A 21403-nucleotide genomic window follows, 5' to 3' on the forward strand; every position below is an offset into this window, starting at 1 on the left:
ACTCGTGACGCGGAGTTCACCCGGAATTCGTCCGAACCGGGGAGAACGCGGCCCATGAGCGACGTAGAAGCAAGCATTCCCTTTCGCGGGGGCGAAGAGGGCTACGCCAGTTTCCGGATCCCGGCCGTGGTGGTGTCCCGGACGGGCACCGTGCTCGCCTTCTGCGAGGGGAGAGTGGACTCCGCCGCGGACCACGGGCACATCGATGTCGTACTGAAGCGGTCGGGGGACGGCGGGCGCACCTGGGGGCCGCTGCAGGTCGCCGCGAGCAACGGCGCCGATCTCGCCGGCAACCCCGCCCCCGTCGTCCTCGACACCGGCCGGATCCTGCTCGTCCATGTCCGCAGCGCCGCCTCCGCCACCGAGGACGCCATCCTGCGCGGGCAGGTGCCGGACGCCGACGGGCGGCGGGTGTGGGTGCAGCACAGTGATGACGACGGGGTGACGTGGTCGGCTCCGATCGAGATCACCAAGTCCGTGAAGAGGGACGGGTGGCGGTGGTACGCCACCACCCCGGGGCATGGCCTGCAATTGCGGTCCGGGCGGGTCGTCGTACCGGGCAACCACTCCCTGCCGCCGGCCGGGACCGACAACGGGACCGAGGGGAAGTACAACAGCGGGCACTGTCTGCTCAGCGACGACCGCGGGGAGACCTGGTACCTCGGGTACGTCGACGAGAACACCGACGGGTACATCAACGTCAACGAGACCACCGCGGCCGAACTCCCGGACGGGCGCGTCTACTTCAACACCCGCAACGACTCGTCCGCCCCCGGCAACAGGGCCGACGCGCACTCGGCGGACGGCGGGCGGACGCTCGTGAAGCCGTTCCGGCCGCAGGCCGGGCTCGCCGCCCCCGTCTGCGAGGCCAGCGTGCTGCAACTCCGCGACCCGGACGTGCTGCTGTACTCCGGGCCGGGCGATCCGGCGAGCCGCGCCCTGATGACGATCCGCGCCTCCGTCGACGGCGGTACCACCTGGCGGCCCGTGCACACCGTGGACGGGCTGCCCGCCGCCTACTCCGATCTGACCCGGATCGACGTGGCCACCGTGGGACTCCTGTACGAGACCGGTGACTTCAGCGCGTACACGACGATCACGTTCCGACGGGTGCCGGTGAACCGCCTCACCTGACCGGTTGCGGCCGTCGGCGCGGACATAGAGTCGGCCCATGACCTCTACCGACAGTGCACAGCAGCCGACGGCCGCGAAGGCCCCCGCCAAGGACCCCTGGGACCTGCCCGACGTCTCCGGCCTGGTCGTGGGTGTGCTCGGCGGCACCGGCCCGCAGGGCAAGGGCCTCGCCTACCGGCTGGCCCGGGCCGGCCAGAAGGTGATCATCGGCTCCCGGGCCGCCGAGCGCGCGCAGGCCGCCGCCGACGAGCTCGGTCACGGCATCGAGGGCGCCGACAACGCCGAGTGCGCGCGCCGCAGCGACATCGTGATCGTCGCCGTGCCGTGGGACGGGCACGGCAAGACGCTGGAGTCGCTGCGCGGGGAACTGGCCGGCAAGGTGGTCGTGGACTGCGTCAACCCGCTCGGCTTCGACAAGCAGGGCGCCTACGCGCTCAAGCCGGAGGAGGGCAGCGCGGCGGAGCAGGCCGCGGCCCTGCTGCCGGACTCGCGGGTCACCGCCGCGTTCCATCACCTCTCGGCCGTACTGCTCCAGGACCCGGAGATCGATGAGATCGACACCGATGTGATGGTGCTGGGCGAGGTGCGGGCGGACGTGGAGATCGTGCAGGCGCTGGCCGGGCGCATCCCCGGGATGCGCGGTGTCTTCGCGGGGCGGCTGCGCAACGCGCACCAGGTGGAGTCCCTGGTCGCGAACCTGATCTCGGTCAACCGCCGCTACAAGGCACACGCCGGGCTCCGCGTCACGGACGTCTGAGCGGATGGGGGACACTGGTGGGCGGCCACCAGTGTCCCCGACCGGTCCGGATCGGTCCGACCGATCCGACCGATCCGACCGATCCGACCGATCCGACCGATCCGACCGAGACAAACGATCCGACCGAGACAAACGATCCGGACCGATTCGAAAGCGACTTCTATGCCCCGCCTCGCCCTCTACGCCCTGACCGTCTGCGTCCTCGCCGTCGCCGCCGCCGTCGTCTCCTTCGTGCAGGGCAGCTGGCTGATGGGCGTGGTCTGGGTGCTGCTGACGGGCCTGTCGTCCAACATGACCTGGTACTACGTGAAGCGCGGCCGTACCGAGAGGTCCGCCGGCTGACCTCCCGGCTGCTTCTCCGGGCCTTCCAGGAGGACCCGCCCGCCGATCTCCACCCAGCCGTAGGGCTGTGGTGCCGTGAGGATCTGTGAGCCCTTGCCCTGGGTGATGTTCAGGGCCCGGCCCAGCAGGTCGGTGAGGAGCAGCGCCGCCGCGCCGGTCGCCTCGTCCTCGCCTATGCCGTCGTCGCGGCCCGGGAAGCCGCGGGCGCGGACCCGGCCCGCCGACTCGTCCTCCCACGCCCATGCGTAGATCCACTCCCCCGGCGGCGGCACCGGCAGGGCGTCGACCTCGGCGGCGGTGGCGTACTGGCGCAGGGTGCGCGGCGGGGCCCACTCCGGGAGCGCCTCGATCCAGCTGAACTCCCCGTCCAGGCGGGCGCCGACCACTCCGGCCGGGGTGACCAGTTCGGGCACGTCCAGCAGCCAGGCCGTGCCGACGCAGGGATGCCCGGCGAAGGGCAGGCGCAGGGTGGGGGTGTAGATGTCGACGATCCCGCGCTCGGGGTCGTCCACGAACACGGTCTCGCTGAATCCGAGCTTCGCCGCCAGCGCCTGCCGGTCCTCGCGCTCGGGCAGCACGGAGCCGTCGCGGACGACGCCGAGCTCGTTGCCGTATCCGCCGTTCGCCGCGCAGAAGACACGCAGCACGTCGTAGTCAGTCACTCCGGCATTGAAGCACTCGCGGCGGGTCGCCAGAACACACCCCTTGACCTGTCCTTTACCATTTCTTGACGCCTGTTTTGAGTCATCGATATCAAGCCGTGTCTGTGATCTTTCTGTGCCCGGTGAATCACGACCCGCATGGGTAAGAGTGAGGTAAGCCTCAGGTAAGTTAGGCAAGCCTCACCACACCGTCCTCGCTTGGAGCCTGCATGCGTGCCGTCCGACTCACCGTCACCGCCGCCGCCACCGCGGCCGCCCTGACCGCCCTCTCGGCCTGCACGGCGAAGAGCGACGGCAAGGGCGGCGACGCGATCCAGGTCACCGCCGCCGACTCCAGGTGCGAGACGTCGACGAAGTCGGTCCCGGCCGGGCATGTCACGCTCGCCATCGAGAACAAGGGCTCCAAGGCCACCGAGGTCGAGATCCTCTTCCCAGACGACCGGATCGTCTCCGAGAAGGAGAACATCGGGCCGGGGACCAAGTACACGCTCACCGCCGAGGTGAAGGCCGGGTCGTACGAGATAGCCTGCCGGCCCGGCATGAAGGGCCACGGCGTACGGCAGAAGCTGACCGTCACCGGCTCCGGCACCGTCGCCAAGCGCAACCCGACGCTCGACAAGGCCGTCGCCGACTACCGCGAGTACGCGCAGGAGCAGGCCGACGCCACCGTCCCGCTCGCCGAGGTCTTCGCCAAGGCCGTCAAGGCCGGTGACCTGGCGGCCGCGCAGCAGACGTACTCCCCCTCGCGGCTCGGCTGGGAGCGCACCGAGCCGATCGCCGAGTCCTTCGGTGACATCGACCCGAAGACCGACACCCGCGCCGACGGCCTGGAGGAGGGCCAGAAGTGGACCGGCTGGCACCGGCTGGAGAAGGCCCTGTGGGCGGACAAGAAGATCGGCAGCGCGGAGAAGACGCTTGCCGACCAGCTCGTCACCGATCTGAAGGACTGGCAGAAGCGGGTCGGCAAGGCCGAGATCACCCCGACCTCCATGGCCAACGGCGCCAAGGAACTCCTCGACGAGGTCGCCACCGGCAAGGTCACCGGCGAGGAGGACCGCTACTCCCACACCGACCTGGTCGACTTCAAGGCCAATGTCGAGGGCGCCCAGAAGGCGTACGAGCTGCTGAAGCCGGTCGCCTCGAAGAACGACCCGGCGCTGGCAGCCGAGTTGGACAAGCAGTTCGCCGCGCTGGACACACTGCTGGACAAGTACCGGACGGACAAGGCGTCGTACGACTTCGTGTCCTACGACAAGGTGACCAAGGAGCAGCGCAAGGAGCTGTCCGACGCGGTCAACGCGCTGGCGGAGCCGCTGTCGAAGCTCGCCGCGGCCGTGGTCAAGTAGGGGACGGGACATGAGCGAGAACGTCACTCCCTCGCGTCGGGCGCTCATCGGCTGGGGCGGGGCCGGGCTCGCGCTCGGGGCCGCCGTGGCCGGGGGCGCGGTGGCGATGGCCCAGGCCGGCGACGACCTGGACCCGGCCGCCGCCGAGACCGGTGGCGCGGTCGGGTTCCACGGCGCCCACCAGGCCGGTATCGCCACGCCCGTCCAGGACCGGCTGCACTTCGCCGCGTTCGACGTGAAGACCGACGACCGGGCCGAGTTCGTGCAGCTGCTGAAGGACTGGACGGCCGCGGCCCGGCGGATGACCGCCGGGCAGGCGGTCGGCGAGGGCGCGTACGGCGGGCTCGCCGAGGCGCCGCCGGACGACACCGGTGAGGCCCTCGGGCTCAGGCCGTCCCGGCTGACGCTGACGATCGGCTTCGGGCCGTCCTTCTTCGAGAGGTTCGGGCTCGGCGGGCGGCGGCCGGCCGCGCTCGTCGATCTGCCGAAGTTCCCCGGGGACAACCTCGACAACTCCCGTACGGGCGGCGACCTCTGCATCCAGGCCTGTGCCGACGATCCGCAGGTCGCCGTGCACGCCATCCGCAACCTCGCCCGTATCGGCTTCGGCAAGGTCGCCATCCGCTGGTCCCAACTCGGCTTCGGAAAGACCTCGTCGACCACCCCGGACGCCCAGACCCCCCGCAATCTCATGGGGTTCAAGGACGGCACCCGCAACATCGCGGGGACCGAGACCGACCGTCTGAAGAAGTTCGTGTGGGCCGCGGAGGGGGACGGGTCCGCCTGGATGACGGGAGGGTCGTATCTCGTCGCCCGGCGCATCCGTATGAACATCGAGACCTGGGACCGGACTTCGCTCCAGGAGCAGGAGGACGTGTTCGGGCGGGACAAGGGCGAGGGTGCTCCGGTCGGCAAGGCCAAGGAGCACGACGAGCCGTTCCTGAAGGCGATGAAGCCCGACGCCCACGTCCGGCTGGCGCACCCCGACTCCAACGGCGGGATCACCATCCTGCGCCGGGGTTACTCCTTCACGGACGGCACCGACGGGCTCGGGCGGCTCGACGCGGGGCTGTTCTTCCTGGCCTACATGCGTGACGTGCGCAAGGGGTTCATCCCGCTGCAGCGCAGGCTGTCCGCGTCCGACGCGCTCAACGAGTACATCCAGCACGTGGGTTCGGCCGTCTTCGCCGTCCCGCCCGGCGTCCGGGACAAGGACGACTGGTGGGGCCGGACGCTGTTTTCCGAGTCGTCGAAGGGGGCGTGAGCCGTGTTCTCCAACTACCTGATCGGGCTGCGGGAGGGTCTTGAGGCCTCGCTCGTCGTCTGCATCCTCATCGCCTATCTGGTCAAGACCGGGCGCACGGACGCCCTGAAGCCGATCTGGACCGGCATCGCCGTGGCGGTGCTGATCGCGATGGGCTTCGGGTGCGTGCTCGAATTCGGCTCCCAGGAACTGACGTTCAAGGCGCAGGAGGCGCTCGGCGGGTCGCTGTCCGTCGTGGCCGTGGGCCTGGTGACGTGGATGGTGTTCTGGATGCGGCGCACCGCCCGGCACCTGAAGTCGGAACTGCACGGCAAGCTGGACGCGGCCCTGGCGATGGGTACGGGCGCACTGGTCGCCACCGCGTTCCTGGCCGTCGGCCGTGAGGGGCTTGAGACCGCCCTGTTCGTGTGGGCGTCCGTGCACGCGGCCGGCGACGGCACCCCGCGTCCGCTCGTCGGCGCCGCCCTCGGCCTCGCCACCGCCGTGTTCCTCGGCTGGCTGTTCTACCGGGGTGCGCTGAAGATCAACCTCGCCAAGTTCTTCACCTGGACCGGCGGCATGCTGGTCGTGGTGGCGGCGGGCGTGCTGGCGTACGGCTTCCACGACCTCCAGGAGGCCGACTGGATCCCGGGGCTGACGAACCAGGCCTTCGACATCAGCGACACCATTCCACCGGACAGCTGGTACGGGACGCTGCTGAAGGGCGTGTTCAACTTCCAGCCGGACCCGACCGTGCTTCAGGTCACGGTGTGGCTGCTCTACCTGGTCCCGACGCTCGTACTCTTCTTCGCCCCGGTAGGGTTCGCCTCCGGGAAGGGGAAGGTGAAGGCACCTGATGACGCACCTGACGACCAGGGATCGCGGCCCTCGAAGGCTCCGCAGGCGTGACCGGAACGCACTCATGGTGGTCTCGCTGACCGCCATGTCGATGACGGCGAGCGGCTGTGTGGTGGTGCACGGGGAGCGCGAGGTGCTCCCCGCCACCACCCGCGCCGAGGCCGCCAGGGCGCTGGAGCAGTTCACGGCCGCGTACAACAAGGCCGACAAGGCGTACGACGCCTCCCTGGACGCGGACTACACGACCGGCGCCCTCGCCGACATCGACTCCGCGCGCCTGAAGGCCGGGCACGCCAACAGCCCGGCCGGCAACTCCGGCCACTCGGCGCTGGAGTTCGACGACGTCAAATACACCATCCCCAAGAAGGCCGGCTGGCCGCGCTGGTTCGTCGCCGACGCGCACGGCAACAAGGGCGGCGACGAGCGCTGGCTGCTGGTCTTCACCCGCAACAGCCTCTCCGAGCCGTTCCAGGTGGCGTATCTGACGCTGGTCGCCCCGAACGACATACCGAAGTTCAAGACCGACAAGGCCGGCTGGGCCGAGGCGGTCCCGGCGAACAGCGCTCAACTGGCGGCATCCCCCGGTGACTTGAGCCAGGACTACGCCACGTACCTGAAGAACGGCGGTTCGGTGTTCGCGGACGGCGCGCACACCAGCGGCTGGCGCACGGACCGCAGGAAGTCGACCAAGCCGGGCCTGGCGACCCAGTACATCGACGAGGCGCTCACCAACGGCGACTTCGCGGCGCTCGCGCTGCGCACCGCCGACGGCGGGGCGCTGGTGTTCTTCACCACCCGCTACTACGCCAAGCAGACCGCGGCCGCGGGCGCCTCCGTGCCGACGCCGAACCGGGACGTCAAGGCCCTCACCAAGGGTGAGGTCAAGCAGTCGCTGACCATGGAGTTCGTCTCCAACCAGGTCGCGCTGGACCCGGCGGGCACCGGGAAGGTCTCGATCCTGGGGCGCATCCAGGGCCTCACCTCCGCAGAGGGGTCATAGGCGGAGTCGTCGGCGGGGTCGTGACGGCCTAGTGCCGCAGGGGCCAGGCGGCGCCCGCCTGGTCGGGCTCCTCGCCGGCGTGCCGGGCACAGGCGTCGGTGAGGATCTCCAGGAGGCTCAGCGGGTCGGGCAGCGGATGCTCCGGGCCGCGCGCCCAGTGCACCCGCCGGTCGTCGTCGCCGGGCAGCCGGGCGGGCGGTACGAGGACGTACGACCCTCTGCAGTGCCAGCGCAGGCCCGGGTGTTCGTCCATGGTCTCGGGGCGGCAGTCCAGCTCGCAGGGCCACCACTCGTCCTCGTCCTCGGGGGTGCCCCGGGTGAGGGTGAAGAAGAACATCCGGTCGTCGTCGCTCTCGGCGACGGGACCGACCTCGACGCCGTTCGCGAGCAGCCGCTCCAGCGCCTGCCGGCCTGCCTCCAGGGGGACGTCGAGGACGTCGTGGGTCATACCGGTCGCGGTGATGAAGTTGGCCTGCGGCTGGTGCCGGGCCCAGCGCTCGATCTGGGCGCGGTCGGAGGTGGACTGCGTCTGCCAGGCGAAGGACACCGGGTGCCGGGCGGGGGTCGGGCAGCCGACACGGTCGCAGGAGCAACCGTAGCCGGGGGCCGGGTGCGCGGCGGGGGCCAGCGGGAGGCCCGCCTCGGCGGCGGCGAGCAGCAGGGCCGCACGGCCTTCGTCGTCGGTGGCGGCGGCTTCCTTCGGGCGCCGTCCGAGCAGCCACCGGGTGAGTTTGCCCTGCCGGCCGCTACGGCCGCCGAACGTCGCGCTCATCTATCGCCTCGCCTCGCTGTGGTCCCGCCAGCATGCCTTATGGTCCCATCTGGGTGCGAAGGGGGGTACGGGGGGCAAGGGGGTCTCGCGGTGGCGAGAGGAGCTTGCGGGGGTTAGAGGGGCTCACGATTGCGAATCGAACGGCGGCCACGCATCCCCCCAGTCCGCGTCCCGTGCCGCCTTGTAGAGGTCGCCATGGCGCTTGGTGACCGTCGTGCGGCGCAGCTGCTCGCCGGCCTCGCACAGGTCGAGGAGCACCTGTCCCTTGCGGATCTGCGGCCGCCGGACCACCCGGGCCGGGGCCGGGGCGACCGGGAACCGGGTGGCGGCCACGTAGCTGAACTTCTCGTCCTCGTAGGGCAGTGAGCCGCCCTTGACCTGGCGGTGCAGGGAGGAACGGCTGACCCGGGCCGAGAAGTGGCACCAGTCCGTGCCGGGGGTGATCGGGCAGGCGGCGCTGTGCGGGCAGGGCGCCGCGACGTGGAGGCCGGCGGCGATCAGTCGGTCGCGGGCCTCGATGATCCGGGCGTAGCCCGCGGGTGTGCCGGCCTCGACGATCACGACCGCCCGGGCGGCGGCCGCAGCGGTGTCGACGAGGGTCGCCCGGTCGGCCTCGTCGAGTTCGTTGAGGACGTACGACACCGTGACGAGATCAGTGCTCTCGATGGTGAGCGCCGCTCCGATCCGAGAGCGCCGCCACACGGCCTCCCGCAGCGCGGGGTTCGCCGCGGCGATCTCCCGGCCCAGGGCCAGCGCGGGCTCGGCCCAGTCGAGGACCGTCACCGGCCGCACCCCGCCCCAGGTGTCGGTCACGGCCCAGGTGGCCGCGCCCGTCCCGCCGCCGACGTCCACATGACTGCCCGGCGCCCAGCCCTCCGGCACCGCGTCGGCGAAGGCCGCCAGCGCCGCCCGTACCGCCTCGAAGGTGGCCGGCATCCGGTACGCCGCGTACGCGACCACGTCCGCGCGGTCCCGCAGGATCGGCGCGTCGGTCGGGGTGGCCCCCCGGTAGTTGGCGATCAGCCGGTCGACGGCTCCGGCGGCCTGCCTTGGGGGCAGGCCGTCGAGAAGGGCCGAGAGCGCGGCGCGGAGCTGGTCGGCCGGGGACACGGAGCCGGGGGCTGCGGGGTGGTTCACCCGGCGATTGTATGGACAGCCCGGGCGAGGCGGGTCGCCGCTGCCGCCCGGGGTGCGCTGTCGCCGGGCCGCCGCCGCGGGTGCACGGCGTTGGCCAGCAGCACGAGGAACGTGTCCGTCGCCCGGTCCAGGACCAGGCAGGTCCCCGTGAACCCGGTATGGCCCGCCGCGCCCCGGCCCGCCAGGTCGCCCATGAACCACTGCTGGTCCACCAGGAACCCCAGACCGGGCGGGGCCAGCAGCAGGTCCACGAAGTCGGGGCCGAGGATGCGCGCGGGGCCGTACGCGCCGCCCGCGAGCAGCGCGCGGCAGAAGACCGCCAGGTCCCCGGCCGTGGAGAACAGGCCCGCGTGCCCGGCTACCCCGCCCAGCGCCCAGGCGTTCTCGTCGTGCACCACACCCCGCAGCATCCCTCGGTCGGCCTTGGCCCACGGGCGCCGCTGGTCCTCGGTCGCCGCCGCACCGGGGCAGGGGCCGAAGTCGGTGGCGGTCATGCCGAGGGGGCGGGTGATGCCCTCGCGGACGAGGACGTCGAGGGTACGGCCGGTGATGCGCTCCAGGACGTACTGGAGGAAAAGCATGTTCAGGTCGGAGTAGCGGTACGCGCCGGGTGCGCTGCTCGGTGCCTCGGCGCGCAGCAGCTCCAGGCGGGCCGTGTCGTCCGGGCAGTCGTGCAGCGGGAGTTCGGGGCGCAGGCCGGAGGTGTGGGTGAGGAGCTGGCGGACGGTGATGCCGTGGGCGGCCGCCGCGTGGAAGTCGGGGAGGTAGGCGCCGACGCGGGCGTCTATGCCGAGGGTGCCGCGTTCCAGCTGCTGCACGGCGGCGACCGCGGTGAAGAGCTTGGTGAGGGAGGCCACGTCGAAGGGGGTGGAGACGGTCATCGGGACCCGGGCGGCGGGCGGCAATTCGACGCCGGCGTCGGTTTCGGGGTCGTACGCGGAATAGCGCACCGCCCAGCCGGCCGCCTCCTGCGCGGCGATCACGGGCCCGCGTCCGGCCACCACGACGACCCCGGCCGCCCAGGGGTGCTCACCGGTGGTGAGGTCGCGCACATCGCGGACGAGGTGCCTGAGTTCCGCGGGGTCGAGCCCGGCCCGTTCCGGTGTCTCGACGCGCAGTCTCGGTACGCTCAGTGCTCCGCTCCCTCCGTCCCCGCACGTGTGTTCCCACGTACTGCCCAGGGACGGCACATTCCCATGAAGCAGGCCAGCGCCACCAGTGTCCCCGCCAGTTGGACGATCGCCATGGGCACGGCGGTTCTCTCCCCGGCGATCCCGACCAGCGGCGAGGCGACCGCGCCGACCAGGAACGACGAGGTGCCGAGCAGCGCGGACGCGGAACCGGCGGCGTGCCGGGTGCGCAGCAGGGCGAGGGACTGGGCGTTGGGGAGGGTGAAGCCCATCGCGGACATCAGCACGAAGAGGGCGGCGGCGACGGGGGCGAGTCCGACCGGGCCGAGGGCGCCGGTGGTCATCAGCAGCAGCGCCGTCGAGGCGAGGACGGTCACCACCAGGCCCACGCCCAGCACCTTGTCCAGGCCGACCCGGCCGACCAGCACCTTGCCGTTGACCTGCCCGGCGATCACCAGCCCGACCGAGTTGAGCCCGAAGAGCAGGCTGAAGGTCTGCGGGGAGGCGCCGTAGATCAGTTGGATGACGTACGGGGACGCGGATATGTAGGCGAACAGCGCCGCGAAGGCGAAGCCGCCGGAGAGCATGTAGCCGGTGAAGGGGAGGTCGGCGAGCAGGGTGCGCATGGCGTGTACGGCACCGGCCGCTCCCCCGGCGTGCCGGTCGGCCGGCGGCAGGGTCTCCGGGAGCCTCGCCCAGACCAGTACGGCGAGCACCGCGCCGACGACGGTCAGGACGACGAAGACGCCCCGCCACTCCGTCACCCGCAGGATCTGCCCGCCGATCAGCGGGGCGATGATCGGGGCGGCTCCGGAGACCAGCATCAGGGTGGAGAAGAAGCGGGCCATGGCGTCCCCGTCGTAGAGGTCGCGTACGACGGCCCGCGCTATGACGATGCCGGCCGCGCCCGCGAGGCCCTGGACGAGACGGAAGGCGACCAGGGTCCCGACGTCCGGCGCGAGGGCGCACAGCGCGGTGGCGACGATGTAGACGGCGAGGCCGGCCAGCAGCGGGCGGCGACGGCCCCAGCGGTCGCTCATCGGGCCGACGACGAGTTGGCCGAGGGCCATTCCGGCGAGGCAGGCGGTGAGGGTGAGCTGGACGGTCGCGGCGGGGGCGTGCAGGGAGCGGGTGACCTCCGGCAGGGACGGGAGGTACATGTCCATCGCCAGCGGGGGTGTCGCGGTGAGTCCGCCGAGGATCAGGACGAGGAGGAGGCCGGTACGGCGGGCGGAAGGCACGGCGGCGGGGGCGGGGGTAGGGCTGGGGATGGCGGTCCTGCGGGGTACGGCGGTGTCCTGTGTGTCCGATGTCGGCGGCGCCGGCTGCTCGGGCATTGCCCCTCACTCTCTCCGTGTCTCTCGCATGCGCTGATTCCCTTGCTTGGTGAACCCCGATGTCCGCCGCCTATGCTCTCAGCTCGTACAGACTGCCGGAGACACACGAGCGAGGGTGGGGCGGCCAGGATGGCGGAGCAGAGCGTGCGGTGGGGGATCCTGGCGACGGGCGGGATCGCGGCCGCGTTCGCGGCGGACCTGGTCGATCTGCCGGACGCGGAGATCGTCGCGGTGGCCTCGCGGACGGCCGCGTCGGCGGAGGCGTTCGCCGAGCGGTTCGGGATCGGGCGGGCGTACGGCGACTGGGAGTCGCTGGCCCGGGACGAGGACATCGATGTCGTGTACGTCGCCACTCCGCACTCGGCGCACCGGGCGGCCGCCGGGCTCTGCCTGGAGGCGGGGCGGAACGTGCTGTGCGAGAAGGCGTTCACGGTCAACGGCCGTGAGGCCGAGGAACTCGTCGCGCTGGCGAAGGAGCACGACCGCTTCCTGATGGAGGCGATGTGGACGTACTGCAACCCGCTGGTGCGGCGGCTGACGGCGCTGGTCGCGGACGGGGCGATCGGGGCGGTGCGGACCGTTCAGGCCGACTTCGGCCTTGAGGGCCCGTTCCCGCCCGCGCACCGGCTGCGGGACCCGGCGCTGGGCGGGGGCGCGCTGCTCGACCTGGGGGTGTACCCGGTGTCGTTCGCGCATCTGCTGCTCGGTGAACCGGACGCAATGTCGGCGCGAGCGGTGCTCTCGGAGGAGGGCGTCGATCTCCAGACGGGTGCACTGCTCTCCTGGGAGAGCGGCGCTCTCGCGATGGTGCACTGCTCCATCGTCGGCGGCACCGGGACCAGTGCCTCGATCACCGGCTCGCAGGGCCGGATCGACATCCCGGACGGCTTCTTCCACCCCGAGCGCTTCGTGCTGCACCGCGACGGCCGCGATCCGGAGGAGTTCGTCATGGACCCGGCCGACGGCCCGCGCAACACCCTGCGCCACGAGGCCCGGGAGGTGATGCGGGCCCTGCGGGCCGGCGAGAAGGAGTCCCCGCTCGTCCCGCTGGACGGCACCCTCGCGGTCATGCGCACCCTGGACACCCTCCGGGGGCAGATCGGCGTGCGCTACCCCGGGGAAGCGTGACCTGACCCGGCCGCACTCCATAGGGTGCGGCCCCATGGATGCCAAGCAATCGAAGATCGCGGTGGTCACCGGCGCCGGTTCCGGGATCGGGCGGGCCGTCGCCGTGGAGCTGCTGCGGGCCGGCTGGTCGGTGGCGCTGGCCGGGCGGCGCCCGGGGCCACTGGAGGAGACGGCGGCGCTGGTGCCGGACGGCGCCTCCGTCGCCGTACGCACGGACGTGGCGAGGCCGGAGGACGTCGACGGGCTGTTCGCGGCGGCCGTGGCGCGGTTCGGGCGGGTGGACCTGCTCTTCAACAACGCGGGGACCTTCGGGCCCGGCGGGGTGCCCGTCGAGGACCTGCCCTACGACGCCTGGCGGCACGTCGTGGACACCAACCTCAACGGGGCGTTCCTGTGCGCGCAGGCGGCGTACCGGCAGATGAAGGAGCAGGACCCGCAGGGCGGGCGGATCATCAACAACGGGTCCGTCTCGGCGCACACGCCCCGCCCGCACTCCGTCGCCTACACCGCGACCAAGCACGCGCTGACCGGTCTGACCAAGTCGCTGTCCCTGGACGGGCGGCCGTACGGCATCGCGGTCGGGCAGATCGACATCGGCAACGCGGCCACCGACATGACGTCCCGGATGCAGACCGGCGCGCTCCAGGCGAACGGGGAGCTCGCCCCGGAACCCGTGATGGACGTCGCCGACGTGGCCCGGACCGTGCGGCACATGGCCGAGCTGCCGCTGGAGGCGAACGTGCAGTTCGCGACGGTGCTGGCGACGGCGATGCCGTACGTGGGCCGGGGCTGAACCCCCGTTCAGTCCGGACCTTCGCAACCTGCACAAGCGGAATTCAGACGTCCGAGGTATTGCGGCCGGTAGAAAGCCTATGCTCGACTCTTCTCCACCAGAACTTCACACTTGGAGCTCTGGCATTCCGCCGACCACACCGAGGGGGGAGGCGGCAGCCGTTCCACCGGACCGGGTGGGGGTGGACCCGCGTGGGACCGCGGGTACGCACCGGTGGGTGGGACGGCTGCCGCGAGACGTCAGCCGGTCGGCGTGTCACCCGGGTCGGAGACCGTCGCGTCGCGCACGTCGGGTTCGGCAACGGCGGCAGTGGCAGTGGCAGTGGCTGCAACGGCCGTCCGCCGGCGGCGGCGCAGCGCCCAGGCCCCCGCGCCGAGCAGCGCGAGCGTCCCCGCCCCGCCCTCCGCGAGCCGCCACGGCGAGGGCTTGGACGATCCCGCAGCGGCCGCCGACGTCCCGGACGCTCCCGCGGCCCCCTTCGACGGCGACACGCTCGCCCCGCCCTCGCTCAGCGGGTCGACCAGCAGACCCACCGACTGCGCCGAGCTCCCGTTCCCGAAGCCCCAGTCGAGCAGCGCGGCGGTCTGCTCGTAGACGGCGTTGCTGCCGGCGGCGGGGTGCATCACGGTGACCAGCAGGGTGCGGCCGCCCCGGGTCGCGGCGCCGGTGAAGGTGTTGCCCGCGTGGCTGGTGTAGCCGTTCTTGACGCCGATCAGGCCCTTGTAGACGCCGAGGCCCCAGGCGCCGGTGAGCAGGCGGTCGGTGTTCTGGATCTGGAAGGTCTTCTTGCCGCCCGCCGGGAAGTCCGCGGTCCTCGTCCCGCAGTAGCCCCGGAATTCCTCGTCCTTCAGTCCGTGCCGGGCGAAGAGGGTCAGGTCGTACGCCGACGACAGCTGCCCGTTGTGGTCGAAGCCGTCGGGGCTGACCACATGGGTGTCGAGGGCCTGCAGGTCGACCGCCTTGGCCTGCATCTCGGCGACGGTCTTGGCGAGCCCGCCGTTCATGTGGGACAGGACATGCACGGCGTCGTTGCCGGAGCGCAGGAAGACGCCCTGCCACAGCTGCTCGACGGTGTAGGTGATGCCGGGCTTGATGCCGACCAGGCTGGAGCCGGACGGGACGTCGGAGATGTCGGAGTCCTTGACCGTGTAGCGCCCGCTGCGCTCGAACTTCTTCAGCACGGTGTCCGCGAAGAGCATCTTCAGGGTGGAGGCGGGCGGCAGCCGCCGGTGCGCGTTGTAGGAGGCGAGTACCTCTCCGCTGTCGCAGTCGGCCAGCAGCCAGGCCTGGGCGGTGATCTTCTTGGGGAGGCCGGTGGCGCCGCGCACCTGTATCCCGCCGCGGGCCAGCCGCTCGCCGCCCACCACGGTGGTGGCGGCGGAGGCGGGGGACGCTGCGGACAGGGGAAGAGCGGCGGCCGTCAGCCCGAGGGCGGCACGCCGGGTCAGCCGAGAGGAATCGCGCATCCCGGGACCGTACACCGCATCCAACAGCGGTTTCCTGGGAGGACCCGCTCGACGAGATAGGAATTTGCTGTCTTATGAAAGTTTGATAAGAGTGCCCGCTTTCTCAGCTCTGACACATCCTTTACTCAGTGCGACTCAAAGGTTTCTCCCTAGTTTGATGCGGCGCCCACAGCGGGCGCCAAGAACCTGCGAGGAACGGGATGTTTGGCATCTATCTCAAGCGCGAGCTGGGCCGTAGAAAGAAGGCGGCCCTCGTCATCGCACTGGGTCTGGCGCTCGGAATCGCGCTGGTCATCACGGTCAGCTCGGTGTCGGCCGGCATGTCCAAGGCGCAGGACAAGGTCCTCCAGTCGCTCTACGGCCTCGGCACCGACATGACGGTGACCAAGGCCCAGTCCGCGCCCACCTCGGGCAGCTCCGGCGGCCCGAGCTTCAAGTTCGGCGCCAAGTCCTCCAGCAGCAGCAAGCAGAGCTCGGACCGGGTGATGACTCAGGGTGGTCAGGCCCTGAAGTCCTCCCTTGTGACAAAGGTCGCCTCGCAGAAGGGCGTGGAGAACGCGGTCGGAGCGCTCTCCCTGAACGTCACCAAGGTCGACGGCTCCTTCACCCAGGGCAAGGCGAAGACCACCACGGGCAGCAGCAGCAACAGCAGCAGCAGCAGTGGCCAGGGTCAGCCGGGCGGCGGCAGCGGCAGCAGCTCGGGCGGCGGCCAGCCGCAGGTCCAGGGCGGCGGCGCCAACTTCAACGTCAACAGCTACTCCGTGGTCGGCGTCGACGTCGCCCACCAGGGCCTCGGCCCGCTGGCCTCGATGAAGATCACCTCGGGCAAGACCTTCACCTCCTCGCAGACCGGCACCAAGGTCGCGGTGGTCAGCAAGTCGTACGCCAAGGAGAAGAAGTACAAGGTCGGCTCGACCTTCAAGATCTCCGGCAGCAAGTTCACGATCATCGGCATCGCCACCCCGGACAGCAGCGAGTCCACCACCGACCTGTTCATCCCGCTGAAGCTGGCGCAGACGCTGGGCGACGCCAAGAACGAGGTCACCACGATCTACGTCAAGGCGACCGACTCCAAGCAGATCTCCACCGTGAAGAAGGAGATCCAGTCCAACATCTCCGGTACGACGGTCACCACCTCCGCCGACCTGGCGTCCACCGTCTCCGGCTCCCTCTCCACCGCCTCCAGCCTCGCCACCAGCGTCGGCAAGTGGCTGTCCATCGCGGTCCTCGCGGCGGCCTTCCTGGTGGCGGCCCTGCTGACCTCCTCCGCGGTCTCCCGCCGGGTCCGTGAGTTCGGCACCCTGAAGGCCCTCGGCTGGCCGAGCCGCAAGGTGACCCGCCAGGTCGTCGGCGAGTCCATGGTGAACGGCCTGATCGGCGGCGCCCTCGGTATCGCCCTCGGCGTCGGCGCGGCCTACGCGGTCACCGCGATCAGCCCCAAGCTCACCGCCCAGATGGGCTCCACCGGCGGCGGTGGCGGCATGGGCGGCGGCCCGGGCGGCGGCGGCCCCGGCCAGCAGTCCACCCAGAACACCCTGGAGATCGCGCTGACCGCGCCCGTCTCCCTCACCACCATCGCCCTCGCGGTCGGCCTCGCGGTCGCCGGCGGTCTGATCGCCGGCGCGATGGGCGGCTGGCGCGCCTCCCGGATGCGCCCGGCCGACGCCCTGCGCAGCGTCTCGTAGCACCGGAGCACCCCCGAGCCGGGGCGCCGCCTCCGTTCCCCCCGGGACGCGGCGCCCCACCCCCCTACCACCTGCGGCCTTACCACCCTGTGGAGAACCCATGTACAGACTCACCGGTGTCACCAAGCGCTACACGCGGGGCAAGGAGACGGTCGAGGCGCTGCGCGGCATCGACCTGACCATCGAGGACGGCGACCAGCTCGTCATCCAGGGCCCGACCGGCGGCGGCAAGTCGACGCTGCTGCAGATGATCGGCGGACTCGACCGCCCCACCGAGGGCAGTGTCGAGCTGGACGGCGAGGACCTCGCCCGGATCAGCGAGACCAAGCTGACCCGGCTGCGCGCCGAGAAGATCGGCATCATCTTCCAGTCGTTCAACCTGATCCCGACGCTGACGGCCCAGGAGAACGTGGAGACGGCGCTCGTCCCGCTCGGCGTCAAGCCTGCCGAGCGCCGTGAGCGGGCCGCCGAGGCGCTGCGCTCGGTCGGTCTCGGTGAGCGCCTCGGGCACGCCCCCTCCGAGCTCTCCGGCGGCCAGCAGCAGCGCGTCGCGATCGCCCGCGCGCTGGTGAAGAAGCCGAAGGTGCTGCTCGCCGACGAGCCCACCGGCAACCTCGACGAGGGCACCCGCGACGACATCATGGCCCTGCTGGAGGGGCTGTGGCACGAGTACGGGCTGACCTTCATCATGGTCACCCACGACTCCTCCATCGCCCGCCGCGCCCCGCGCCTGGCCACCATCAAGGCCGGCCAGATCACCCTCACCGAGCAGGGCGGCGGACAGCGGTTCGCGCAGCAGGCGGCGGGGCAGGGCGGCCGGCCGCAGCAGGCGGCGTACGACCAGCAGCCCTACGTACAGCAGCAGCACGGCGGTGGCCAGGGCTACTGACCGTCGGCAGGGAGCGGCCCGGGGTCGCTCACCGCCCGAGGAGCTGGTCGATCCCGGCCAGCTGCTCGGCGGTGAGCGGCCCCTTCGCCATCGCGCCGGCGTTGTCCTCGGCCTGGGCGACGGACCGGAAGCCGGGGATGGGGACCGTGCGCGGGCTGCGTGCCCAGATCCAGGCGAGGGCACCCTGCGCGAGGGTCCGCCCGCCGCTGGTGAGGATCTCCCGCACGGCGTCGATCCGGTCGAGCCACTCGGGGTCGGCCCCGGCCCCGGCCCCGAACCCGGGCAGCCAGGCCGGCGGCCTGCTGCGGATGTCCCCGGCCGCGGCCCCCGCCCGCCGTCCGGCGAGCAACCCCATGGCCAGCGGACTGCGGTTGATGGCGGCGAGCTCCAACTCCTCACTCAGGGCGATGAGTTCAGGCGCGTCTTGGAGCACGTTGAGGGTGTGCTGGACGGCCGTGCAGTGCGGTCCCTCGGCGAAGACGGCGGCGCGGGCGGGGTCGTCGGTGCTCCAGCCGTAGGCCCGGATCAGCCCCTCGCCGACCAACTCCTCGCAGACATCCCGGAGTTCGGCGGCGCGGGCCGGGTCGGCGTCGGAGATGTGGAGCTGGTAGAGGTCGACGCGGTCGGTGCCGAGGCGGCGCAGGGAGGCGGTGAGGGCGCGGCGGACATGGGCCGGGGAGTCGTCGCGGCCGGTGAGCGTACGGCTCTCCTCGTCGAAGACGTTGCCCCACTTGGTGGCGACGACGACATCGTCCCGCCGCTTGCCGAGGGCCCGGCCGAGGATGCGCTCGCTGTGTCCGGTGCCGTAGGTGTCGGCGGTGTCGAAGAAGGTGACACCGAGGTCGAGGGCGCGGTGGATCGCCCGCACGGACTCCTCGTCGTCGACCTTCCCCCAGCCGAGCGGCTGCCCGGCCGCGTCCTGCCACTCACCGCCGATGGCCCAGCAGCCGAAGCCGAGCGCACTGACGCGGATGCCGGAACGTCCCAGGGTCCTGGTGGTGCTGTCGGTTTCCATACCTGTGGACGCTAGGAGTTGAAGCGCACACGAAGGCAAGGGAGTTGTCAGGCCTGGCCGGTCTCGAAGCGTCAGGCCTGGCCGGTCTCGAAGCGGGAGATCCGCCCGTCGTCCTCGACGGTGAAGGTCCACCGGGTGCGCATCTCGCCCCAGGCGTCGTTGCGGTAGCGGGCGACGAGGGAGCGGCCCCTGTCGGTCTCGTTCTCGACGTCCATGTGACCGTTGGAGGAAAAGATCTCGCGGTCGATCCAGTCGGCGAGGTCACGGTCCGCCCCGTCGTCCGCCATGGTCGCGTCGGGCGCGAGAAGGTGCAGGAAGCCCTCCCGGTCGTGGGCGTTGACCGCGGCGACGAAGGCCCGGACGGCCGGGTCGCTGAGTTTGGCTGTCTTGATCGTCATGCCAGCCAGCCTCACACCGCGGCCGCAGGCCCGCCACCCGAACGGCGGCGCGGACGGGCCACCCGGGTGTCCCGGTGCGACGGTGGAGGCCTGATCGCACCCGTCGCCCGAGGAGCCGCCGTGACCTGCTGTGACCGACGCGATGTGGGCCTGCTGCTGCTCCGGCTGGGGACCGGCGGGGTGCTGGCCGCGCACGGCGCGCAGAAGCTGTTCGGCTGGTTCGGCGGGGGCGGGATCGAGGGCACGGGCCAGTTCATGGAGTCGGTCGGGTACGCGCCCGGGAAGCAGAGCGCGATGGCGGCGGGGCTGGCGGAGGCGGGCGGCGGAACGCTGCTGGCACTGGGCCTGGCGACCCCGTCGGCGGGTGCCGCGGCGGCCGGGGCGATGGCGGGCGCGGCGGCGCTGAACGTGCCGAACGGGTTCTTCGCCCAGGAGGGCGGTTACGAGTACGCGGCGACCCTGGGCCTGGCCGCGGCGGGGCTGGCCGTCTCGGGACCCGGCCGGCTCTCCCTGGACCACGCGTGCGGCCATGTCTTCGACCGGGGCTGGATGGTCCCGGCGGCGCTGGGCGTGACGGCGGCGGTGACGGCGGTGGTGATCGGGGCGCGGAACCGGCGGGTGCGGCGGGAGAAGGAGGGGGAGCAGGAGGCGCTGTTCGAGGAGTAGCGGCAGGTGGGGCAAGCTACGGTCCATGAGCGACCAGGACACCCCCGACACCACGGCCTCCGTCGATCTGTGGCCGACCGTGAACGAACTCTGGGCCCGCCTGGAGGCGACCCGCAAGCACGCCGGCCCCGAGGGCGTACTGCTGCGCATCCTCAAGCTCTCCGAGGAGGTCGGCGAGGTCGCCGAGGCGGTCATCGGCGCGACCGGCCAGAACCCCCGCAAGGGCGTCACCCACACCTGGGAGGACGTGCAGGGCGAGCTGTGCGACGTGGCGATCACGGCACTGGTGGCGCTGCGGACGCTGACCCCGGACGCGGAGGAGGTGTTCGCCCGCCACCTGGCGCGGGTGACCGAACGCCCGCTGGGCCCGGCCGCGCCGTAGGACCTGCCCGGCAGTCCGGGGCCCGGAGACGCCCGACCGAGGCCAGGAGACGCCCGACCGAGGCCCGGAGACGCCCGACCGGGTTCAGACGATGCCGGTTCGCGTGGTTCAGTGCGAGCGCTCGACACTCCAGTACGGCAGCAGCTCGAAGAACGCGACCGCCTCGCCCCGCCAGCGTGACCGCCAGCCGGCGGCCACCAGGGCGGCCTGTTCCGCGAAGTCCCGCATCTCCGCCCGCAGTCGGCCGGCCACACCACGCTCCTCGGCGATCTCCCGGACGACGGCGATCCGCTCGTCGGTGCAGGAGGCATCGCCGATGCAGGCTTCCACCACGGACCGCTCCGCCCCGTCCAGCGAGGACAGCAGGGCGGCCACGACATGACTGCGCTTCCCGTCGCGGAGATCGGTCCCGGTCGGCTTGCCCGTCTCCTCCTCGTCCCCGAACAGGTCCAGATAGTCGTCCCGCATCTGCGCGCAGATGCCGACCAGCCGTGCGTAGCGCCGCAACTCACCTACGTGACGCCCCGGTTGCTCACCGGCTGCCAGCAACCCCAGCTCCAGGGGCGCGAGCAGCGAATAGCGCGCGGACTTGAAGTCGTCCACCTGGTACAGGACCTCGGTGTCCGGCGGCCCGGCGGTGAGGTCGCGTTCCAGGTCGGCGATCTGCCCGGTGATCGTCTCCGCGGCCGCCCTGGTCTGCGCCTCGATCATGGCCTGCCGGACCGGCGGTTCGGCCTTCGAGTCGAGGAGCACCCGCAGGGACAGTGCCAGCGCGAGGTCACCGGCGAGCACGGTCAGTCCGAGCGCCGTCCGGGGGTGCTGGGGGAACCGGTCGCGGTAGGCGTAGTAGGTGGAGGGTCCGCCTCGCCGGGTGGGGCTGTCGTCGATGAGGTCGTCGTGGACGAGCCCGTGGGTGTGCAGCAGTTCGAGGCTCAGGGCCGCGTGCTCCAGTCCCGGCACGGGTTCGCCCGTCACCAGCCGCGCCGCCTCGTTGAGGATCACCACCCGGATCCGCTTGCCGCCCCGCAGGGACAACTCCCGCAGCAGCCCCAGGCATTCGGGGGTGAAGCGGCTGAACGGCGGTGTGTCGAGCGCGCCGCCCAGAGAGTCGAAGTACTCCGCGAAGAGCGTCTCGAAGGTCCGGGTGTGACCGTCGAGACGGGCCATCAACTGCTCGTTGACAGGGGCAGGGGCGGGCATGGCGGGGCTCCTGTGGGGCGGGGTGCGACGGCGGTCGGCGGCGGTCCTAGAATCGCACCCCCT

General features: G+C 71.6%; 22 protein-coding genes. 13 read left to right on the plus strand and 9 right to left on the minus strand.

The genetic code is table 11. The features are described 5' to 3' along the window. Positions 1–54: 54 nt before the first annotated feature. From ACIRR9_RS10765 to ACIRR9_RS10775, 3 genes are all read left to right on the plus strand, one after another. Complete coding sequence (locus tag ACIRR9_RS10765) at positions 55–1134, plus strand: exo-alpha-sialidase (protein ID WP_403749769.1); 1080 nt, start codon at positions 55–57, stop codon at positions 1132–1134. 37 nt (positions 1135–1171) lie between these two features. Then, a complete protein-coding gene (gene npdG, locus ACIRR9_RS10770) occupies positions 1172–1891 on the plus strand; it encodes an NADPH-dependent F420 reductase (RefSeq protein WP_365336896.1) in 720 nt (239 codons plus the stop codon). A 162-nt stretch (positions 1892–2053) separates the two neighbouring features. Next, positions 2054–2233 (plus strand): hypothetical protein, encoded by a 180-nt coding sequence (locus ACIRR9_RS10775; protein WP_403749771.1) that lies wholly within the window; start codon positions 2054–2056, stop codon positions 2231–2233. Here the strand turns inward: ACIRR9_RS10775 and ACIRR9_RS10780 are convergent. Next, the gene (locus tag ACIRR9_RS10780; protein ID WP_403749772.1) at positions 2194–2895 is read right to left on the minus strand and encodes a PhzF family phenazine biosynthesis protein; all 702 of its coding nucleotides are present in this window, start codon (positions 2893–2895) and stop codon (positions 2194–2196) included. The genes ACIRR9_RS10775 and ACIRR9_RS10780 overlap by 40 nt on opposite strands. Positions 2896–3104: 209 nt before the next feature. Here ACIRR9_RS10780 and efeO point away from each other — a divergent pair, with 209 nt between their 5' ends. From efeO to ACIRR9_RS10800, 4 genes are read left to right on the plus strand one after another with little or no spacing between them, the layout of a single operon-like run. After that, positions 3105–4241, plus strand: coding sequence for an iron uptake system protein EfeO (efeO, locus tag ACIRR9_RS10785; protein WP_403749774.1), 1137 nt, complete (start codon positions 3105–3107; stop codon positions 4239–4241). 10 nt (positions 4242–4251) lie between these two features. Continuing rightward, complete coding sequence (efeB, locus tag ACIRR9_RS10790; RefSeq protein ID WP_403749776.1) at positions 4252–5505, plus strand: iron uptake transporter deferrochelatase/peroxidase subunit; 1254 nt, start codon at positions 4252–4254, stop codon at positions 5503–5505. 3 nt (positions 5506–5508) lie between these two features. Continuing rightward, positions 5509–6393: an iron uptake transporter permease EfeU gene (gene efeU / locus ACIRR9_RS10795; protein ID WP_123977695.1), complete on the plus strand. Its 885-nt coding sequence runs from the start codon at positions 5509–5511 to the stop codon at positions 6391–6393. Between the two features lie 13 nt (positions 6394–6406). Further along, entirely contained in the window at positions 6407–7342 is a 936-nt protein-coding gene (locus ACIRR9_RS10800; RefSeq protein WP_403749778.1) for a hypothetical protein, read from the plus strand. Between the two features lie 28 nt (positions 7343–7370). On the opposite strand, the gene ACIRR9_RS10805 is transcribed toward ACIRR9_RS10800, so the two are convergent. The 4 genes from ACIRR9_RS10805 to ACIRR9_RS10820 form a co-directional block, all read right to left on the minus strand. Continuing rightward, positions 7371–8114: a bifunctional DNA primase/polymerase gene (locus tag ACIRR9_RS10805; RefSeq protein WP_403749781.1), complete on the minus strand. Its 744-nt coding sequence runs from the start codon at positions 8112–8114 to the stop codon at positions 7371–7373. A 123-nt stretch (positions 8115–8237) separates the two neighbouring features. Then, positions 8238–9251, minus strand: a complete 1014-nt coding sequence (locus tag ACIRR9_RS10810) for a small ribosomal subunit Rsm22 family protein (RefSeq protein ID WP_403749784.1) — start codon at positions 9249–9251, stop codon at positions 8238–8240. Further along, positions 9248–10441, minus strand: a complete 1194-nt coding sequence (locus tag ACIRR9_RS10815; protein WP_403749787.1) for a serine hydrolase domain-containing protein — start codon at positions 10439–10441, stop codon at positions 9248–9250. Before ACIRR9_RS10815 ends, ACIRR9_RS10810 begins: the two co-directional genes overlap by 4 nt. Then, complete coding sequence (locus ACIRR9_RS10820) at positions 10381–11718, minus strand: multidrug effflux MFS transporter (RefSeq protein ID WP_403749788.1); 1338 nt, start codon at positions 11716–11718, stop codon at positions 10381–10383. The genes ACIRR9_RS10815 and ACIRR9_RS10820 overlap by 61 nt, the downstream gene beginning before the upstream one ends. A 129-nt stretch (positions 11719–11847) precedes the next feature. Between ACIRR9_RS10820 and ACIRR9_RS10825 the strand changes: the two genes are divergently transcribed. Continuing rightward, positions 11848–12846, plus strand: a complete 999-nt coding sequence (locus ACIRR9_RS10825; RefSeq protein ID WP_403749791.1) for a Gfo/Idh/MocA family protein — start codon at positions 11848–11850, stop codon at positions 12844–12846. 34 nt (positions 12847–12880) lie between these two features. After that, positions 12881–13639 (plus strand): SDR family oxidoreductase, encoded by a 759-nt coding sequence (locus ACIRR9_RS10830; RefSeq protein ID WP_403749793.1) that lies wholly within the window; start codon positions 12881–12883, stop codon positions 13637–13639. Between the two features lie 239 nt (positions 13640–13878). On the opposite strand, the gene ACIRR9_RS10835 is transcribed toward ACIRR9_RS10830, so the two are convergent. After that, entirely contained in the window at positions 13879–15105 is a 1227-nt protein-coding gene (locus ACIRR9_RS10835; RefSeq protein ID WP_403749796.1) for a D-alanyl-D-alanine carboxypeptidase family protein, read from the minus strand. 200 nt (positions 15106–15305) lie between these two features. Here ACIRR9_RS10835 and ACIRR9_RS10840 point away from each other — a divergent pair, with 200 nt between their 5' ends. Together ACIRR9_RS10840 and ACIRR9_RS10845 are read left to right on the plus strand one after the other, a co-directional pair. Further along, positions 15306–16790, plus strand: a complete 1485-nt coding sequence (locus ACIRR9_RS10840; RefSeq protein ID WP_403749798.1) for an ABC transporter permease — start codon at positions 15306–15308, stop codon at positions 16788–16790. Between the two features lie 100 nt (positions 16791–16890). After that, a complete protein-coding gene (locus ACIRR9_RS10845) occupies positions 16891–17679 on the plus strand; it encodes an ABC transporter ATP-binding protein (protein ID WP_403749801.1) in 789 nt (262 codons plus the stop codon). Between the two features lie 28 nt (positions 17680–17707). Here ACIRR9_RS10845 and ACIRR9_RS10850 read toward each other — a convergent pair whose 3' ends face one another. Both ACIRR9_RS10850 and ACIRR9_RS10855 read right to left on the minus strand, forming a co-directional pair. Beyond that, complete coding sequence (locus tag ACIRR9_RS10850; protein ID WP_403749803.1) at positions 17708–18694, minus strand: aldo/keto reductase; 987 nt, start codon at positions 18692–18694, stop codon at positions 17708–17710. A 71-nt stretch (positions 18695–18765) separates the two neighbouring features. Further along, entirely contained in the window at positions 18766–19092 is a 327-nt protein-coding gene (locus ACIRR9_RS10855) for a nuclear transport factor 2 family protein (protein ID WP_403749805.1), read from the minus strand. A 120-nt stretch (positions 19093–19212) separates the two neighbouring features. Here ACIRR9_RS10855 and ACIRR9_RS10860 point away from each other — a divergent pair, with 120 nt between their 5' ends. Both ACIRR9_RS10860 and ACIRR9_RS10865 read left to right on the plus strand, forming a co-directional pair. Then, positions 19213–19758, plus strand: a complete 546-nt coding sequence (locus ACIRR9_RS10860) for a DoxX family membrane protein (RefSeq protein WP_403749807.1) — start codon at positions 19213–19215, stop codon at positions 19756–19758. A gap of 25 nt (positions 19759–19783) precedes the next feature. Then, positions 19784–20140: a MazG-like family protein gene (locus ACIRR9_RS10865; RefSeq protein WP_403749810.1), complete on the plus strand. Its 357-nt coding sequence runs from the start codon at positions 19784–19786 to the stop codon at positions 20138–20140. 108 nt (positions 20141–20248) lie between these two features. Here ACIRR9_RS10865 and ACIRR9_RS10870 read toward each other — a convergent pair whose 3' ends face one another. After that, on the minus strand, positions 20249–21340 hold the full coding sequence (locus ACIRR9_RS10870; RefSeq protein ID WP_403749813.1) for a polyprenyl synthetase family protein: 1092 nt from the start codon (positions 21338–21340) through the stop codon (positions 20249–20251). Positions 21341–21403 lie beyond the last annotated feature (63 nt).

The organism is Streptomyces sp. NPDC101234 (genome assembly GCF_044767525.1).
Classification (GTDB): Bacteria; Actinomycetota; Actinomycetes; order Streptomycetales; family Streptomycetaceae; genus Streptomyces; species Streptomyces sasae.

What these genes read in the sequence shown, in the direction of transcription:
- ACIRR9_RS10765 (WP_403749769.1), top strand. Translation starts at nt 55, where the DNA reads ATGAGCGACGTAGAAGCAAGCATTCCCTTTCGCGGGGGCGAAGAGGGC.
- npdG (WP_365336896.1), top strand. Translation starts at nt 1,172, where the DNA reads ATGACCTCTACCGACAGTGCACAGCAGCCGACGGCCGCGAAGGCCCCC.
- ACIRR9_RS10775 (WP_403749771.1), top strand. Translation starts at nt 2,054, where the DNA reads ATGCCCCGCCTCGCCCTCTACGCCCTGACCGTCTGCGTCCTCGCCGTC.
- efeO (WP_403749774.1), top strand. Translation starts at nt 3,105, where the DNA reads ATGCGTGCCGTCCGACTCACCGTCACCGCCGCCGCCACCGCGGCCGCC.
- efeB (WP_403749776.1), top strand. Translation starts at nt 4,252, where the DNA reads ATGAGCGAGAACGTCACTCCCTCGCGTCGGGCGCTCATCGGCTGGGGC.
- ACIRR9_RS10800 (WP_403749778.1), top strand. Translation starts at nt 6,407, where the DNA reads ATGGTGGTCTCGCTGACCGCCATGTCGATGACGGCGAGCGGCTGTGTG.
- ACIRR9_RS10805 (WP_403749781.1), bottom strand. Translation starts at nt 8,114, where the DNA reads ATGAGCGCGACGTTCGGCGGCCGTAGCGGCCGGCAGGGCAAACTCACC.
- ACIRR9_RS10820 (WP_403749788.1), bottom strand. Translation starts at nt 11,718, where the DNA reads ATGCCCGAGCAGCCGGCGCCGCCGACATCGGACACACAGGACACCGCC.
- ACIRR9_RS10825 (WP_403749791.1), top strand. Translation starts at nt 11,848, where the DNA reads ATGGCGGAGCAGAGCGTGCGGTGGGGGATCCTGGCGACGGGCGGGATC.
- ACIRR9_RS10830 (WP_403749793.1), top strand. Translation starts at nt 12,881, where the DNA reads ATGGATGCCAAGCAATCGAAGATCGCGGTGGTCACCGGCGCCGGTTCC.
- ACIRR9_RS10835 (WP_403749796.1), bottom strand. Translation starts at nt 15,105, where the DNA reads ATGCGCGATTCCTCTCGGCTGACCCGGCGTGCCGCCCTCGGGCTGACG.
- ACIRR9_RS10840 (WP_403749798.1), top strand. Translation starts at nt 15,306, where the DNA reads ATGTTTGGCATCTATCTCAAGCGCGAGCTGGGCCGTAGAAAGAAGGCG.
- ACIRR9_RS10845 (WP_403749801.1), top strand. Translation starts at nt 16,891, where the DNA reads ATGTACAGACTCACCGGTGTCACCAAGCGCTACACGCGGGGCAAGGAG.
- ACIRR9_RS10850 (WP_403749803.1), bottom strand. Translation starts at nt 18,694, where the DNA reads ATGGAAACCGACAGCACCACCAGGACCCTGGGACGTTCCGGCATCCGC.
- ACIRR9_RS10855 (WP_403749805.1), bottom strand. Translation starts at nt 19,092, where the DNA reads ATGACGATCAAGACAGCCAAACTCAGCGACCCGGCCGTCCGGGCCTTC.
- ACIRR9_RS10865 (WP_403749810.1), top strand. Translation starts at nt 19,784, where the DNA reads ATGAGCGACCAGGACACCCCCGACACCACGGCCTCCGTCGATCTGTGG.
- ACIRR9_RS10870 (WP_403749813.1), bottom strand. Translation starts at nt 21,340, where the DNA reads ATGCCCGCCCCTGCCCCTGTCAACGAGCAGTTGATGGCCCGTCTCGAC.